The sequence below is a fragment of the Salinibacterium xinjiangense genome, from assembly GCF_014645015.1.
Lineage (GTDB): Bacteria > Actinomycetota > Actinomycetes > Actinomycetales > Microbacteriaceae > Rhodoglobus > Rhodoglobus xinjiangensis.
The window spans coordinates 144,404-160,029 of the sequence record NZ_BMLC01000003.1; the positions used below are offsets into that span (position 1 = coordinate 144,404).

At 64.3% G+C, this 15,626-nt stretch carries 16 protein-coding genes and 1 tRNA gene; 7 read left to right on the plus strand and 10 right to left on the minus strand.

All coding sequences use genetic code 11. The features are described 5' to 3' along the window. Positions 1-6: 6 nt before the first annotated feature. Positions 7-843 carry a DUF3097 domain-containing protein gene (locus IEW81_RS10815; protein WP_097061323.1) on the plus strand — a complete coding sequence of 279 codons (837 nt, stop codon included), beginning with the start codon at positions 7-9 and terminating at the stop codon, positions 841-843. 27 nt (positions 844-870) lie between these two features. Here IEW81_RS10815 and IEW81_RS10820 read toward each other — a convergent pair whose 3' ends face one another. The 4 genes from IEW81_RS10820 to glgX all read right to left on the minus strand — a co-directional run bounded on the left by IEW81_RS10820 (position 871) and on the right by glgX (position 7,431). After that, on the minus strand, positions 871-1,167 hold the full coding sequence (locus IEW81_RS10820; RefSeq protein ID WP_097061322.1) for a hypothetical protein: 297 nt from the start codon (positions 1,165-1,167) through the stop codon (positions 871-873). Between the two features lie 118 nt (positions 1,168-1,285). Next, positions 1,286-3,010 (minus strand): malto-oligosyltrehalose trehalohydrolase, encoded by a 1,725-nt coding sequence (gene treZ / locus IEW81_RS10825; RefSeq protein WP_097061321.1) that lies wholly within the window; start codon positions 3,008-3,010, stop codon positions 1,286-1,288. Then, positions 3,011-5,317, minus strand: a complete 2,307-nt coding sequence (treY, locus tag IEW81_RS10830) for a malto-oligosyltrehalose synthase (RefSeq protein ID WP_097061320.1) — start codon at positions 5,315-5,317, stop codon at positions 3,011-3,013. It abuts the gene before it with no gap. Beyond that, positions 5,314-7,431 carry a glycogen debranching protein GlgX gene (gene glgX / locus IEW81_RS10835; RefSeq protein ID WP_097061319.1) on the minus strand — a complete coding sequence of 706 codons (2,118 nt, stop codon included), beginning with the start codon at positions 7,429-7,431 and terminating at the stop codon, positions 5,314-5,316. Before glgX ends, treY begins: the two co-directional genes overlap by 4 nt. 378 nt (positions 7,432-7,809) lie before the next feature. On the opposite strand from glgX, the gene IEW81_RS10840 reads away from it, so the two are divergent. From IEW81_RS10840 to IEW81_RS10860, 6 genes are all read left to right on the plus strand, one after another. Next, the gene (locus IEW81_RS10840) at positions 7,810-8,655 is read left to right on the plus strand and encodes a glycosyltransferase family 2 protein (RefSeq protein ID WP_097061318.1); all 846 of its coding nucleotides are present in this window, start codon (positions 7,810-7,812) and stop codon (positions 8,653-8,655) included. Positions 8,656-8,678: 23 nt separating this feature from the next. Further along, positions 8,679-9,182, plus strand: coding sequence for a DUF1697 domain-containing protein (locus IEW81_RS10845; RefSeq protein ID WP_268236661.1), 504 nt, complete (start codon positions 8,679-8,681; stop codon positions 9,180-9,182). Between the two features lie 139 nt (positions 9,183-9,321). Next, the gene (locus tag IEW81_RS14535) at positions 9,322-9,945 is read left to right on the plus strand and encodes an ECF transporter S component (protein ID WP_229671362.1); all 624 of its coding nucleotides are present in this window, start codon (positions 9,322-9,324) and stop codon (positions 9,943-9,945) included. Further along, positions 9,942-11,375 (plus strand): ABC transporter ATP-binding protein, encoded by a 1,434-nt coding sequence (locus tag IEW81_RS10850; protein ID WP_229671382.1) that lies wholly within the window; start codon positions 9,942-9,944, stop codon positions 11,373-11,375. The genes IEW81_RS14535 and IEW81_RS10850 overlap by 4 nt, the downstream gene beginning before the upstream one ends. Beyond that, positions 11,372-12,157: an energy-coupling factor transporter transmembrane component T family protein gene (locus tag IEW81_RS10855; RefSeq protein ID WP_229671363.1), complete on the plus strand. Its 786-nt coding sequence runs from the start codon at positions 11,372-11,374 to the stop codon at positions 12,155-12,157. The genes IEW81_RS10850 and IEW81_RS10855 overlap by 4 nt, the downstream gene beginning before the upstream one ends. Beyond that, a complete protein-coding gene (locus IEW81_RS10860) occupies positions 12,144-12,698 on the plus strand; it encodes a nucleoside/nucleotide kinase family protein (RefSeq protein WP_097061315.1) in 555 nt (184 codons plus the stop codon). The genes IEW81_RS10855 and IEW81_RS10860 overlap by 14 nt, the downstream gene beginning before the upstream one ends. A 20-nt stretch (positions 12,699-12,718) precedes the next feature. On the opposite strand, the gene IEW81_RS10865 is transcribed toward IEW81_RS10860, so the two are convergent. The 6 genes from IEW81_RS10865 to orn all read right to left on the minus strand — a co-directional run bounded on the left by IEW81_RS10865 (position 12,719) and on the right by orn (position 15,456). Then, positions 12,719-13,276 carry a hypothetical protein gene (locus IEW81_RS10865; RefSeq protein ID WP_097061314.1) on the minus strand — a complete coding sequence of 186 codons (558 nt, stop codon included), beginning with the start codon at positions 13,274-13,276 and terminating at the stop codon, positions 12,719-12,721. A gap of 99 nt (positions 13,277-13,375) precedes the next feature. Next, the gene (locus IEW81_RS10870) at positions 13,376-13,657 is read right to left on the minus strand and encodes a metallopeptidase family protein (protein ID WP_097061486.1); all 282 of its coding nucleotides are present in this window, start codon (positions 13,655-13,657) and stop codon (positions 13,376-13,378) included. Positions 13,658-13,721: 64 nt separating this feature from the next. Further along, positions 13,722-14,294 carry a DUF2017 domain-containing protein gene (locus IEW81_RS10875; protein WP_097061313.1) on the minus strand — a complete coding sequence of 191 codons (573 nt, stop codon included), beginning with the start codon at positions 14,292-14,294 and terminating at the stop codon, positions 13,722-13,724. Beyond that, positions 14,291-14,581, minus strand: a complete 291-nt coding sequence (clpS, locus tag IEW81_RS10880; RefSeq protein ID WP_097061312.1) for an ATP-dependent Clp protease adapter ClpS — start codon at positions 14,579-14,581, stop codon at positions 14,291-14,293. Before clpS ends, IEW81_RS10875 begins: the two co-directional genes overlap by 4 nt. An 84-nt stretch (positions 14,582-14,665) precedes the next feature. Continuing rightward, positions 14,666-14,741 (minus strand) — tRNA-His (locus tag IEW81_RS10885). Positions 14,742-14,835: 94 nt separating this feature from the next. Next, a complete protein-coding gene (gene orn, locus IEW81_RS10890) occupies positions 14,836-15,456 on the minus strand; it encodes an oligoribonuclease (RefSeq protein ID WP_097061311.1) in 621 nt (206 codons plus the stop codon). Positions 15,457-15,626: the final 170 nt, after the last annotated feature.

Here is a 15,626-nt window from a genome sequence, read left to right on the forward strand (position 1 = left end):
CCTCGAATGGTGAGTGATGACCGGTACGGCAGCGACGTTCTCGCGGGTTTCAGCAAGCAAAGGGGACCGGCGCCGATTCTCGAGCTGCCGATAGAGCGCGGGCTGGTTCTCGAGGAGACCGGCACCGGATTCGTGGGCGCCATCGTGGCATACGCGAACGGGATGATAGAGCTCGAGGATCGCGCCGGCGCCATCCGCACATTCACTCTCGGTGCTGGCTACCTTGTCGATGGCAGTCCGGTGAAGCTCGTGCGCCCGCTGCCGAAGGCCTCGACACCGATGCGCAGCGCCTCGGGTTCTGTGGCTGTCGAGGGACAACGAGCCAGGGTTGCGCTTCCCAGCCGCATTTTCGTCGAGGGTAGACACGACGCCGAACTCGTTGAGAAGGTGTGGGGCCACGACCTGCGGGTAGAGGGTGTGGTCGTCGAATATCTGGCCGGGGTGGACGATCTGGAATCCATTCTGAGGGATTTCGCCCCGGGACCCGGTCGGAAGGTGGGTGTGCTCGTCGACCACCTCGTCGCCGGCTCCAAGGAGTCGCGCATCGCCGATGCGGTGCACCGGGGCACGTCACGCGAGCACGTGCTTGTGGTCGGGCATCCCTTCATCGACGTCTGGCAGGCTGTGAAGCCGGCACGACTGGGTATGACAGCGTGGCCGGTCATACCGCGCGGAACAGAGTGGAAGCACGGCATCTGCGAGGCGATGGGCTGGCCGCACGACGAGCAGGCAGACATTGCCCGTGCCTGGCAACACATCCTGTCGCGCGTCGACAGCTACACCGACCTGGAGCCGCAGTTGCTCGGCAGGGTCGAACAGTTGATCGACTTCGTCACCGCGTAAGCGTGGAGCGACGAATCGTCCGGACGCTCAACTCGGATTCGCCCGCCGGCCGCGATGATGAGCGAGACACACCATCTCGACCGCGACGTCCCACGAGAGCGACTGGCCGACCTCGACGGCCCTGATCTGACGCTCGCCGGACAACGCGACGTAGACGCTTCCCACTCGTTCAACGAAACCCATGGTTTCGCATATGTCGAGGACTGCGTACACGTCATCACGGACGAGAGTGATAGACGGTTCGAATCGTTCGCGGCGGAACGCCGCCGATGGTGCCGCTGCGCGAGCATGTGAGGGGGCGTGGGGCAGTTGACTGATCGACATTGGTCGCCTTCCGACAGGGGGGTATGTGGTGATTGCACCACTGACCGGCGTCCAGCAAAAGTGCTTGACAGTTGCTCTGGATCAGGTATCATTCGGCTCGCTTTCGCGAGGCCGCCCGTCAGGTGCGGAGAACTACCGCGCTGTGTGCGGGAAGGGCGACGGAACCCGAGCTCACTTCCGGTCTGCCAGAGGTCGCCAGCAGCACCTGCCCCGCCGGGGCGGGAACCTCCAGCGGCACAGTCGAGAAGTTGATCAATACGCTGACGCCGGGCCGATCCATCCTGAACCATTTCGCCGCATCGTCGAACTCGCAGTTGACCGAATCGAACGCCGGGTCCGTGAGGCCGGGCAGCTCGCGGCGCAGGGCGATCAGCTCGCGATACAGCGAGAAGAGCCGAGCGTGAGCTGGTTCGGCGAGTTCGTTCCAGTCGAGCTTCGAGCGGGCGAAGGTCGCCGGATCCTGGGGGTCTGGCACCGAATCCGGATCCCAGCCCATCTTCTCGAATTCGGCGATGCGGCCTTCAGCGGTCGCGGTGCCGAGTTCGGGCTCCGGATGCGACGTGAAGAACTGCCACGGAGTCGTGGCGCCCCACTCCTCGCCCATGAACAGCATCGGTGTGAACGGGCCGAGTATCGTCACCACGGCAGCGATGGCCTGCTGGTCAGCATCGAGCGTGGCCGTCAGCCTGTCACCGATGGCGCGATTGCCGATCTGGTCGTGATCCTGGGTGAACGTCACGAGCCGCCAGGTGGGTACGGCCCCACGATCAATCGGCTTGCCGTGAATGCGTTCCCGGAATGACGAATATGTGCCGTCGTGGAAGAAGCCGCGAGTCATCGTCTTCGCGAGCGCTTCGAGCGAATCGAAGTCCTCGTAGTAGCCGATCGTTTCACCCGTCAGGTTCACATGAGCTGCATGGTGGTAGTCATCGCTCCACTGTGCGGTCAGTCCGTAGCCGCCCTCGGATCTTGGCGTGATCAGCTTCGGGTCGTTGAGATCAGACTCGGCGATCAGCGTGAGCGGCCTGCCGATGGATTCGCTGAGGCTGTCGGTTCTCTCCGCCATCTCCTTCAGGAGGTGCTTATCGCTCGGATCGACGAGAGCGTGGACGGCATCGAGCCTCAGCCCATCGACGTGGTAGTCATTCATCCACATCAGGGCGTTGCCGATGATGTACTCGCGAACCTCGGGCTCAGCGAGGTTCACGGTGGTGCCCCACGTGTTGGAACTCGCGTCGTCGAGGTACGGCCCGAACTGCGGCAGGTAGTTTCCGCTCGGCCCGAGATGGTTGTACACGACATCCTGGATGACGCCCAGGCCGCGCTCGTGGCAGGCGTCGACGAACCGCTGGTAAGCGGCGGGCCCGCCGTACCCCTCATGGACCGTGTACCAGAGCACGCCGTCATAACCCCAGTTGTGGGTTCCATTGAATCCGTTGACCGGCAGCACTTCGACGAAGTCGATTCCGAGCCCGACGAGGTGATCCAGCCGTGCAATGGCCGAATCGAGGGTGCCCTCTGGGGTGTACGTGCCGATGTGCAGTTCGTAGATCGTGGAGCCTGCGAGCTGACGACCGGCCCAGGTGGTGTCACGCCACTGGTAAGCGCCGGTGTCGAAACTGCGGGAAAGGCCGTGTACTCCTTCGGGCTGTCGTCGTGATCGTGGATCCGGAAGTGGAGTCGTGGAATCGTCGATGAGATAGCCGTAGTCGACCCCGTCGACCCACTCCGCCCGATACCGCGGAGACCACCAGCCGCCGCCGACATCGTGAAGTGCGATGCTCTGGGCTCCGAGAACCAGAGTCACCTTTGTGGCACGTGGTGCCCACACTTCGAACGCCATCTAGAGCTCCCTCGTTGCGAGCAGTGCCACGGGATAGCGAGCCAGCAGCACGCCGACCTCCAGTTCGCCGCCCTCGTATTCGACGCCGGTGATGAGATCGACGATCGGCCGCTGTGGCAGCAGTACCGTCGTCGAACCCCAGCCGCCGCGAGCCTCCAGCCGGACGGGCAACCGGGTGGCGAGGGTCACGGCGCCACCGCGGTCGAAGGCGACGAGGTGCTCCGCAGCCTCGCCGATCGCCGACATCGGCGCATAGCGTGTGAAGAGCCCGGGGTGATCTCGACGGAGGCGAAGGGCTGCACTCGTCACGAGCAGTTTTGCGGCACCCGTCGAATCGATCGGTGGATGCTCCCCGCCATCGATCGCGGTGAGCAGGGCTCGACGCTGAACAAAATCCACGTCCCGGCGGTTGTCGGGATCGACAAGGGAGGTCTCCCACAGTTCGCTGCCCTGGTACACGTCCGGGACACCCGGCGCGGTCAGCTGGATCAGTTTGGCCGCGAGAGAGTTGGACCAGCCGGGTGGCGATACGCGCTCCACGATGGTCGCGACGATCCCTGCCACGCGCGGGTTGTCGAAGGCGCTGTCGACGAGCGCGTGCATCCTGGCCTCGAAGTCTTCATCGGGGGCCGCCCAGGCTGTCGAGTTCCCGGCCTCCCTGGCCGCCTTCTCGGCGTAGGCGTGCAGGCGCTCACGGGATGCGGGCCACGTGCCCACGATCGACTCCCAGAGGAGGTTCTCGAGCGGTCCGTCACCGAGGGGTGCGAGTTCACGCAGGCTGGTCAGTGTCGACCGCCATTCGCTGGGAATCTCGGAGAGCACGTCGATGCGGGCTCGCACATCCTCGCCACGCTTGGTGTCGTGAGTGCTGAGCGTCGTCAGCGAGGCGGGGAAGACTGCGTGCCGCTTCTCCTGTCGGGAGTGGAACTCGTCGAGGTCAATCGAGAATTCGGAGGGATCGCCACCGACCTCGGTGAGCGACGCGAGTCGTGAGTACCGGTAGAACGCGGTGTCTTCCACGCCCTTGGCCATGACCATGCCGGTAGTCTGCTGCAGCCTCTGGGCCGCCGGGTTCGACGGGTCGCTGAGTAAGGGAAGCAGTACGTCGAAGGCGTCATCCAGGTCGGGCCTGCGATGACGCGCATCGGATACGGCCTGCTCGAGATGCTCGAGACCGTAAGGAAGGTATGAGCGGTACACCGGGAAGCATGCCGCGATCTCGGCGAGAGCATCGTCAGCCTCGCCGGTCGACAGGGCGTCGGTCTCGTCGGCCAGCATCCTCGCGATCCGCAGGATCTCCGACCTCAGGATGCCGTCGGCGATCGCCCGTTTCGTGTCGTGGATGAGGTCAGGCCACGGCTGTTTCGGCGCATCGTCGATGCTCGCGTCGAGCCGATCCAGCCGATGACGGCCGGCCGGGTCGACGAGCACACGGTCGATGTCGCCGAGCGCGTCGTATCCGGTCGTTCCTGCGGCCTGCCAGTGGGTGGGCATACGTTCGCTGCCCTCGAGGATCTTCTCGACCAGCACATAGGCCGAACCGGTCGCCCTCGCGAGGTCGTCGAGGTAGGCGCCGGGGTCGAGCACACCGTCGGGGTGGTCGACCCTCAACCCGTCGACGAGTTTCTCGTCGAACCAGCGCACGATCTCGGCGTGGGACTCGTCGAAAACCCACGGCACCTCGACCCGGATCCCGGCAAGCGAGTTGACGGCGAAGAATCTGCGGTAGTTGAGTTCGGAATCTGCTCGACGCCAGTTCACGAGCTCATAGTGCTGCCGGTGGTGGACGGTTCGAGCGTCAACCCCGTCGTCGGCGGTGCCCTCGGCGATCGGGAAGCGCTGGTCGTAGTACGCGAGCTGGCCGTCGACGATCGAGAACTCCGGGGACTCCTCGTCGCCGAGTACCGGGATCCGGATGCGACCGTTGCCGAAATCCCAGTCCACGTCGAAGGCCTCTGCATAGCGCGAGGCCGTGCCGCGCTTGAGCAGGTCCCACCACCACGGATTCGTCGCGGGACTCGCGACGCCGACGTGGTTTGGCACGATATCGACGAGCACACCCATGCCACGGCCGTGTGCCGCAGCCGACAGGGCATCGAGCCCAGAAGCTCCGCCGCGCGCCGGGTCGATGATGGAGTGATCGATCACGTCGTAGCCGTGGTCAGACCCGTGCTCGGCGGCGAGGAGCGGCGACAGGTAGACCCAGTCGACGCCCAGCAGCTGCAGGTAGTCGACGAGGTCGGCAGCGGTATTCAGGTCGAATCCAGCCCTGACCTGAAGCCGGTAGGTCGAGATCGGGATGCTCAGGATGTCTTCTCCTCACCAGCACGCAGCACTATGACGGAACGTCCGCCGACCGTGATGGATTCTCCAGCGAGCACGTTGCCCTCTGGCGCGGTGGGGATGGAGGTGTCGAGCACGAGATCCCAATTGGCTCCGTACTCGGCGGACGGGAGCTCGAATGTCACTCCCTCGTCCGAGGCGTTGAAGTAGAGCAGGAAGTTCGCGTCGCTGATGTCCTGCCCGCGCGCGTCCCTGGCCCTGATGCCATCACCATTGAGGAACATGCCGATCGACTTGACGTAGTCGACGTCCCAGTCCTCGTCGGTCATCGCAGATGCATCCGTGCTCATCCACTCGACGTCTCGCAGCGGCTCGCCTTCTGCGCGCCTGACATGTCGTCCCGTGAAGAACCGCTTGCGCCTGAAGACCGGGTGGTTGGCCCTGAGCGTCGCCACCATCGACGTGAACGCCATGAGCGACTCATCGATATTCGCCCAGTCGACCCAGCTCAGCTCGGAATCCTGCGCGTAGGTGTTGTTGTTTCCGTTCTGGGTGCGTCCCATCTCGTCACCGTGAAGCAGCATCGGCACACCCTGCGACAGGAACAGCGTGGTGATGAAGTTGCGCTGCTGGCGTGCCCTGATCTCGAGCACTACCGCATCATCGGTCTCGCCCTCGGCTCCGCCATTCCACGAGCGGTTGTGCGACTCACCGTCGTTGTTGTCTTCACCGTTGGCGACGTTGTTCTTCTCGTTGTACGACACGAGGTCGCGCAACGTGAATCCGTCGTGGGCTGTGACGAAGTTGATGGATGCCACTGGCCGCCGACCCGACGCCTCATACAGTTCAGGCGATCCACTCAACCGGCTCACGAACTCGCCGAGCGTTGCAGGCTCGCCCCGCCAGAAGTCGCGGACGGTATCGCGGTACTTGCCGTTCCACTCCGTCCACTGCGGTGGGAAATTTCCGACCTGGTAGCCACCGGGGCCGATGTCCCAGGGCTCGGCAATCAGCTTCACCTGGGAAACCACTGGATCCTGCTGCACGAGTTCGAAGAAGGTCGAGAGCTTGTCGACGTCGTAGAACTCGCGGGCAAGGGTGGATGCCAGGTCGAACCTGAACCCGTCGACGTGCATCTCGGTCACCCAGTAGCGCAGCGAATCCATGATCAGCTGGAGCGAGTGCGGGTGACGCACGTTGAAGGAGTTACCGGTGCCCGTGTAATCCATGTAGTGCTTCATGTCGTCATCGACGAGCCGGTAGTACGCGGCGTTGTCGATTCCCCTGAAGGAGATGGTCGGGCCGAGGTGGTTTCCCTCTGCAGTGTGGTTGTAGACGACGTCGAGGATGACCTCGATGCCGGCGTGGTGCAGCGCTCGCACCATGCTCTTGAACTCGAGCACCTGCTGCCCGTGATCGCCGGTAGAGGAGTAGGCGGCGTGCGGCGCGAAGAAGCCGATCGTGTTGTAACCCCAGTAGTTCGAGAGCCCCTGGTCCTGCAGCACCGAGTCGTTCACGAACTGGTGTACTGGCATCAGTTCGATCGCGGTGATCCCGAGCTTATGAAGGTGCTCGATCACGGCGGGATGGGCGATACCGGCGTAGGTGCCGCGCTGTTCCTCGGGGATGTCCGGGTGCGTCGCCGTCAGGCCTTTGACGTGCGCCTCGTAGATGACGGTGTCGTTGTAGGCGATCCTCGGGGAGGATTCGCCCGTCCAGTCGAAGAAGGGGTTCACGACGACGCCGCGCATCATGTGGCTGGCGGAATCCTCGTTGTTCTCAGAATCCTCGTCGCCGAAGGTATAGGAGAACAGTGACTGGTCCCAGTCGATGTCGCCGCTGGTGGCCTTCGCGTACGGGTCGAGCAGCAGCTTCGATCCGTTGGCGCGCGCACCGTTGGCCGGGTCGTACGGCCCGTAGACGCGGTAGCCGTAGAGCTGTCCAGCCTGCACAGTGGGGAGGTAAGCATGCCAGATGAAGGCATCGACCTCGGTCAGGGGGATGCGTGTCTCCACGCCGTCGTCGAAGAGGCACAGCTCGACTTTTTCGGCAGCTTCGCTGAAGATCGCGAAGTTCGTTCCACTGCCGTCGAAGGTCGCGCCTAGGGGATATGCCGTTCCCGGCCAGTTTTCTACCATGACTCAGTCGACCGAAGAAGATGCGGTTGCTGTTGCGAGAGGCTCATGTAACTCCACGCTACCGGAGGGCTGGATGTACGTTGCGTGATGGGTGAACCGGTCACGTTCAACGGCGCGGAGCACACTCCGTGCGTCGCGCTCCGGGTATCGCCGGTCGCAGACCCGCCATTCGTGCATCGAGATGATGTCGAGGCGGATGTCTTTATTCGTGGGTGAAGCAGGTTGTCAGATTGCATGTAAAGAACCTCCGGCGTCGATTCTAGGCAGCGCCGGAAATGCACCCAGGGGGGTTGTGCTCGGAGAATTCTCCGGCTATCTGCCATGAAACCGGTGGAGTCGGAACCGCCTGTGCCGAAACGACTCGGCTAGGTTGTCAGCATGGTCCAGACCCGTCCCACCGTGTCCATCGTGATTCCGGCATGGAACGAGGAAGACACGATCAAGGCGTGCGTGCTTGCGGCGCTCGACCAGACTGTCGCTGCGCTCGAGGTGATCGTGGTCGACAACATGTCGACGGATGGCACGGCCCAGGTCGTCCATGCCCTGCAGCTCGCTTTTCCGGATGCGCCCCTGAAGTACCTGCAGCAGCAGGACGTGCAGGGCCTCATCCCGACGCGCAACTTCGGACTCGACCAGGCGCGCGGCGACATTCTCGGACGGATCGACTCAGACTCGGTGCTCGAGCCGACCTGGGTCGAGGAGGTGCAGAAAGCGTTCACCGACCCCGAGGTGGCGGCGTGCACCGGCCCGGTCATCTACTACGACATGCCGCTTCGCCGATTCGGTGCCATCGCGGATAACGCCATCCGGCGAGCCATGATCGTGATAACACGGGACTATCATCTGCTGTTCGGCAGCAACATGGCCCTCCGAGCAACGGCCTGGCAGCTCATCCGGTCTGAGGCGTGCCTCGACGCGGACGACGAACTCCACGAGGACATCGATCTCTCGATCCACCTCCACGAGCATGCGCGGAAGGTCGTGTACTCCTCGGACATGGTGACCGGCATGTCGGCCCGGCGACTCGACGATAATCCGCGCGAGTTCTACAGCTATGTCATGCGGTTCGAGCGAACGTATAAGAAGCACAAAGTGCGCAATATCGCGCTGCGGGCGCCGATGGCGATCCTGATGTCGGCGTATCCGGCACTGAAGGCCATGCGCGCTGGCGAGTTGTTGAACAAAGCAAGCGAATTGCGCAGGGAGCAGAGATCGACGGAGTAGTCGAGGGCGCGCGCTCGGTCGCGCTGCTGCGCGGAATCAACGTGGGCCCCACGACGAAGGTCCCGATGGCAGTGCTGCGCACCGCCTTCGAAGAAGCTGGTGCGACAGACGTCGTGACCGTGCTCAATAGCGGGAACGTCGTATTCACCGGGAACGTAGATACGGCGGCGCTCGAGAAGCAGATCGCCTGCGAGACCGGGGTGACCACGACCATCCTCGTCATCGACGCCGTGCGCTTCCGGCGGATTGCTGCCGCGTTCCCATTTGAGGGCGACGAGTCGAAACTCACCATCACCTTCATGTCCAGTGTTCCGGCGCATGTGGAGGTGCCGGATGGGCTCGCCCCCGAACTCGTCGCCATCGGCGCCGAGGCTGCCTACCAGTGGATGCCAGACGGAATATCGAAGACGAAGCTGAAGCCGTCGTTCTGGCGGCAGTTCGGACGTGATGCCACGGCTCGAAATCTCAGGACGGTCTCGAGGCTGCTGGTGCTGCTCGACGACACCGCGGCCGGGAATCTGTCGTAAGATCGGGAAGAACACGGGAGTCCGGTGAGCCGGGCTGAGAGGAAGCTTCTCCAAGCTTCGACCGTCGAACCTGATATGGATCATGCCAGCGCAGGGAGGCAATCTCGAAACCCGTGCCGTTTCATTCGAAAGGCACGAAATGACGACAACACTCCCCACTGCGCTGCCTTCGACGCTGGGTTCGCGCTTCCGCTGGCGCGTCGTCGATATCGTCGTGGCCAGCGTCATCGGCGTTGCGAGCGGGCTCGTCTTCGTGGCATGGAACGTCGCATCCAATCCCATCACAGACCCTCTTGCGGCGCTTCTTCCCGGCTTGCAGGCAGTCGGTGGCGGATTCTGGTTGTTCGCCGGTGTGCTGACCGCCATCGTCGTGCGCAAGCCGGGAGCGGCCCTCTACGGCGAGCTCGTCGCGGCGACCGTCTCGGCTCTCATCGGCAACCAGTGGGGGCCACTCACTCTCGTCAGTGGGGCGGTGCAGGGCCTCGGCGCCGAACTGGTCTTCGCGATCTTCCTGTACGCCAACTGGCGGTTCGGGGTCGCGATCCTCGCCGGCGTGGGAGCGGGAATCGGCATGGCCGTGACCGACCTCACGCTCTGGTACCCGGGCTCCGATACCCCGTTCATCGTGATCTACACGATCTCGGCCATGGTGGGCGGAGCGCTCATCGCGGGCCTGCTCTCGTGGCTCGCGATGCGCGGGCTGGCCCGCACCGGTGCGCTCAATCGGTTCGCGGCGGGTCGAGAGATCGCGAAACGCGTCTGAGCACGATCATCCCCGCGTCTGTCGCCATCTCCGGCTGGGGATGGCGGCACGCGGGGCGCCTCGCATGGGCTGTTCGCGGCCTCGACCTCAGCATCGAGCCCGGGCAGCGGGTGCTCCTGCTCGGGGCATCCGGTGCAGGCAAGTCCACGCTGCTCCATGCGCTTGCCGGTGTGCTCGCCGACGATGAGGGCGACCGTGAAGGCACCATGCTTATCGATGGGCGGAGGCCAGCCCCCGGTCGCGCAGGGCTGGTGCTCCAGGATCCAGACAGCCAGCTGATCCTCGCGAGAGTCGGTGACGATGTCGCCTTCGGTTGCGAGAACCTCGGTGTGCCGAGGGATGAGACGTGGCGGCGGGTTCGTGAATCACTCGAGTCTGTCGGGCTCTCCGTCCCGCTCGACCGTTCGACCACAGCTCTCTCGGGAGGGCAGAAGCAGAGACTGGCGCTCGCGGGAGTGTTAGCGATGCGGCCCGGCCTGATCCTGCTCGATGAGCCGACCGCGAACCTCGACCCCGACGGTGTTACCGACGTGCGGGACGCCGTGGCGAGGGTGGCGCACGACACCGGAGCGACGCTCGTGGTGATCGAACACCGGGTGGCGGTGTGGCAGCACGTCGTCGATCGGGTGGTCGTGCTCGGCGCGGGAGCCGGTGTGGTCGCCGACGGGGATCCCGCCAGCGTGCTGGAGGCGCGCGGTGTGGAACTCGCCGCTGGCGGGGTCTGGGTCGCGGGCCATCCACCGGTGCATCCGCCCCGGCGGGCAGGGCGGGAGCGGATCGCGGTGCTCGACACTCATGGGCTCGCCGCCGGGAGGGCTCGCGAGGCCGTGCAGTCCGGGCTCGACCTGACGATCCTGAGCGGTGCCACCCTCGCGATCACCGGAGCGAACGGCACAGGGAAGTCGACTCTCGGGCTCACTCTCGCCGGGCTGTTGCCGCCGGTCGGGGGAGTGGTGACCGCGAGCGAAGCGCTTGCAGCCGGGGCTGGGCCGTATCCGATCACCTGGCGTTCCCGGCAACTGTTGACCCGCATCGGCACCGTGTTCCAGCAGCCGGAGCACCAATTTCTCGCGTCGACGGTGCGTGCTGAGCTTGCCGTTGGCCCCAAAGCCCTCGGCCTGGCTGCCGCCGAAATCGATTCACGGGTGACGGAGTTGCTCGAGAGGCTGCGACTGGGAAGACTCGCCGAAGCAAACCCGTTCACTCTCTCCGGCGGCGAGAAACGCCGGCTGAGCGTGGCGACGTTGCTGGCGACCCGGCCGGGAGTCCTCGTGCTGGATGAACCAACCTTCGGACAGGATTCCCGCACCTGGGCCGAGCTCGTCGCTCTGCTCGCCGAGCTGGTCGGGGATGGCACAGCCCTCGTTGCGATAACCCATGACCTCGACCTCATGGATGCGCTCGCCGACTCCACCGTGACCCTCGCGTGACCGCCGTGAACCCTGCGATTCCTGTGAACCCCGTGATTCCCGTGAACCCCGTGGCCCGGCTCGGTGCGACGCTGCTGCTTGCGCTGTGCCTCGTGCTGACGATCGACTGGGTTTCGGCGAGTGTCGCGCTGGTGCTCGAACTGGTGGTCTTCGTGTTCATCAGGATGCCAGCACGGCAGTTCTGGCTGCGAACTCTGCCGGTCTGGGTGGCGGCTCCACTCACCGGCGTCACGATCGCCCTGTACGGACGTACCGAGGGCACCGTCTTCTTCGAGTTCGCCTTCGCTCGCGTGAGTGAAGGCTCGATCACGCTGGCCATCGCGACGGTGCTGCGGGTGCTGGCGATCGGGCTTCCGGCCGTCGTGCTGTTCGTGACCATCGATCCGACGGAACTGGCCGACGGTCTTGCTCAGCGGCTGCGGCTGCCTGCCCGGTTCGTGCTGGGTGCCCTCGCCGGTATGCGACTCATCTCGCTGTTCCTGGACGACTGGCGCTCTCTCGAACTCGCCCGCCGTGCACGCGGGGTCGCAGACAGTGGGCGGATCCGTCGGCTGGCCGGGCAGGCCTTCGCACTGTTCGTGCTGTCCATCCGCCGCGGGAGCACCCTGGCCACGGCCATGGAGGCTCGAGGATTCGGGGCTGACGTGCAGCGGACCTGGGCTCGTGAATCCCCCTGGGGCGCGCGAGAGTGGCTCGTGATGGCCGCCGGGCTGTCGATCGGACTGGTCGCTATCGTCGCTGCCGTGGCATCCGGAAGGTGGAATTTCATTGTCGGCCCCTGACCCGTTGAGAACCGACGCGGCAACGAGAGTTCTCATCGACGGCCGCTCCGGTTCGGGCAAGACCGAACTGGCGCGCGCGCTGGTCGACCGCTGGCCCGGATCCCAGCTTGTGAGACTCGACGACCTCTACCCGGGCTGGGATGGGCTGGATCGTGGCAGCGTCGCCGTCGCCTCGATCCTCATCACGGCACGCTGGCGAGCCTGGGACTGGTCGGCGGAAGCACCCGGCGCCTGGCATCAGCTCGATGCATCCGCTCCCATCGTCATCGAGGGCGTCGGTGCAATCAGCAGGTCATCGAGGGCGTTGGCGGATGTCGCGGTCTGGGTCGACCTCGACGATGCGACCCGCAAGTCGCGCGCCCTGCAGCGCGATGGAGACGCTTACGCGCCATTCTGGGAACGCTGGGCGGCCCAGGAGGAACGCTTCATGGCGAGGGAGAACCCGCGAACGCTCGCGAGCATGGTGGTGGATGGGGTAGATACCGCCGCAATTGTCGACAGTGTCAGCCGCGCAGCGCGGCCCGGAACTACTCAGCCCTGAACTATTCAGCCCTGAACTATTCAGCCCTTGATCCAGGCCTGGGTCACTCCGCCTCCACGGGGATGGGTGGTGAGTGCGTCGCCGTCGCATGTCAGTTCGACCCCAACCGCATCATTCAGGTCGGCATTCAGCACGCTGTACGGCACGGGGTCGAGCGGGGCACCGTTCAGATCCCCCACCGTCTTGATGATGGTGCCGGTCGCATCCCAGTTGCGAGGGATCGCGATGTTCTCGTTGATATATGAGGCCCCGGTAGCTTTGCCGGTGTGGGTGGTGGTGACGGTCTGCAACTGGCCCTCTGCGGGAACAGTCGTCATCGTCAGGGTGTACGCGGACTCGATCACGACAGCGCCGTCGATGTCCCAGGTCATCGTCTGCGTGCCGTCGATAGCGACTTCGGCGGCCACGCCTTGCGCTCCGATGTTGGCCTTGACGTCTTCAGCCAGCTTGGCCATGTCAAGCTTCCAGGTGTGGCCCTGCGCGCAGGCTGCGATTCCCGAGAGGGGCACCTCTGTACCCTGCGGTTCGATGAGAGAGCAGCCACCGAGCCCGAACACGATCGCGGCAGATAGAACCACTGACGTCGCTCGCTGTGCCGAAAACACGGTGCCTCCTGATCAGAACCTCAACGGGAATCTTACGTTGCCCCGAAGGGGCCCCGGCGCAAGGGCACGCGTTCAGCCCCAGCCGAGTTCGTGGAGATGCTCATCGTCTATGCCGTAGAAGTGGGCGATTTCGTGCACCAGGGTGACGTGAATCTGCTCTTTCAGTTCGTCGAGATCGGCAGACACACCCAGCAGGGGTTCCCGGTAGAGGATGATCCGATCCGGCAGTTCCCCGAAGCCGTAGTTGCCCCGTTCCGTCAGTGCCACCCCGTCGTAAAGCCCGAGCACATCCAGTGATCCATCCTCCGGGCGGTCGTCCGTCACGAAGATCACGTTGTCGAGACCGTCGACCATGTCGTCCGGTAACAGGTCGAGCTCGTCGATCACGAGCTTCTCGAACTGTTCGGCGTCTACCTGTTCAGAATTCACGCTCACCCGCCATCCGTTCGATCTCGTCAAGCAGTGTGCCCTGCAGGTAGCCGAGCCACTCGTAGACGCCGAGCATCGCCTCGTCTCCGGTGCCGTCGTCCCCGTCTTCTTCGATGTGGAGCCTGGCGGCAAGGGTCAGCCTGAGGTCGGTGAGAGTTCTCAGCCACGATTGCGCTGCAGGCTCGGTGAGTTCGACGGGATCGGTCGTGAGTGTCGCCATGACGAGATTCGCGTTGGCGATCTTGCGTTCGACGAGCCCCATCTCGGTGAGTCGACGATGCTCGGTCGAAGCGGCATCGTCGTTGCGGTACGCATCCGGAAGAAGTCGTGCGAGAGCCGGATCCAGCGGCGCGCTCTCTGAACCACCTATCCCCAGTTGCGCGAGCAGTGCGGCGGCCGATACCAGTTCCGAGTCGCCGTGCGGCTCGGTCTCTGCTCGCGCGTGCGGTGCTCTCTCGCCCAGCAGCACGATGAGCTGGCCCGCCAGGTCACCCAGCAGCTCCGCCTCGAAGCCCTGCAGCCGGGCGGTAATGACGGCGCCCGAATGCTCGAACGGGGTCACGCGTCATCCTTCGCAAGGGTGGCGGACAGGCCGAAGTCGTGCATAGCCTCGACGTGGCGCTCCATCTCTTCCCTGCCTCCTGATGCCACTACCGCCCGTCCCTCGTTGTGCACGAGCAGCATCAGCCGTTCGGCTTCAGGGCGGAGGTGTCCGAAATAACTTCGGAAGACGTACGACACGTATGACTGCAGATTCACCGGATCGTTCCAGACGATCGTGACCCAGGGGGTGTCTGGCAACCCAGCAGTGTCGAGAGTGGTGTCGCGCTCGAGGGTTGGGATCGACATCCATCCCCCTTGCGACTTCTGCTCAGCGCACAAAATAACCCGGTACAAAAAGAAACGGCCTGACCTGGGTCAGACCGTTTCCGATGGGGTGAACGACGGGGCTCGAACCCGCGACTTCCGGCTCCACAAGCCAGCGCTCTGCCAACTGAGCTACGCCCACCATGGCCACGCGCAGTTTCACGCTTGGCGACTTCTTGAGTGTAATGCCTCAACGACGAATCCAAAACCGGGCATCGTGCGGTCAGGGTAGCGAGTCAGCCTCGCTTGGCGAACTGCTCGACGACCTCGGTCGAGATCGCCTGGACCTGCTCAGTAGTGGGGCCGGGCTCCTGAACGAAGACCGCTTTGCGGTAGTAGTCGAGCTCGCGGATGGATTCCCGGATGTCTGCGAGCGCCCGGTGACCGCCATCTTTCGACGGGGCGTTGAAGTAGACGCGGGGGAACCAGCGTCGTGACAGTTCTTTGATGGATGACACGTCGATGCTCCGGTAGTGCAGGTGGCTGTCGACGCGGGGCATGTACTTCGCGAGGAAGGTGCGGTCGGTGCCGATCGTGTTACCGGCCAGCGGGGCGCTTTGCGGCGTCGGGACGAAACGCAGGATGTACTCGTTGACGGCATATTCGGCGTCGGCGAGAGACACCCCGTTGGCTACTTCCTCGATAAGACCACTCTCGGTGTGCATGTTGCGCACGAACTCACCCATGTTGTCCCAGGATGCCTGATCCGGCTTAATCACGATCGAGAAACCGGGATCGAGGGGCTGGAGGTCGTAATCGGTGATCACGACGGCCACTTCCACGAGTTCGTCGATTGAGATGTCGAGTCCGGTCATTTCGCAATCGATCCAGACCAGAAGGTCAGAGTGGGAAGCCATGGCGCAAGCTTACCGTCGGGGTGTGGCGCTGGCCGGAGCGGCTGTGGTCAGCCCACTTCCCCCGCAGTGATGGCGTCGGCTTCGACTCGGTTGCTCTCGCTCCCCGCGGCCACCAAGTTCGGCGTTGCCGAGGTGACATTGCTACCGAGCCCAGCGAGGGGTGTGCAGCG